1 protein-coding gene is annotated in these 439 nt (G+C 26.2%); it reads left to right on the top strand.

The window, feature by feature from the left end:
• Positions 1-439 (top strand): transposase (locus KGF41_RS20545; protein ID WP_227857141.1); only part of this gene is annotated, 439 nt, incomplete at both ends.

Raw genomic sequence — 439 nt, 5'->3', positions numbered from 1 at the left:
TTTAAAGACTTTTTTAAAGGTGCTAAAGGCTTTCCTAAGTTCAAGAAAGAGAAAAATCAAGATGTAAAAGCATATTTTCCTAAGAATAATAAGACTGATTGGGCTATTGAAAGGCATAGAGTTAAAATACCTACTCTTGGGTGGGTAAGATTAAAAGAATTCGGATATATACCAATAAATTCAATAGTTAAGAGTGGTACAGTAAGTCAAAAATCTAGTAGATACTATGTATCTATATTAGTTGAGGAAAATGATATTCGAGTATCTAAATGTACTAATGAAGGAATAGGTATTGACTTAGGAATTAAAGATTTTGCAATATGTTCAGATAAAAAGAAGTTTAAAAATATAAATAAAACTTTTACAGTTAAGAAAGTTGAGAAGAAATTAAAAAGAGAACAAAGAAAACTTTCAAGAAAATATGAAAGTTTAAAAATAA

This window comes from Clostridioides sp. ZZV14-6150 (assembly GCF_020657875.1).
GTDB lineage: Bacteria > Bacillota > Clostridia > Peptostreptococcales > Peptostreptococcaceae > Clostridioides.
The sequence above is the reverse complement of the archived record's forward strand: the minus strand, read 5'-3'. Positions and strand labels throughout refer to the sequence as shown.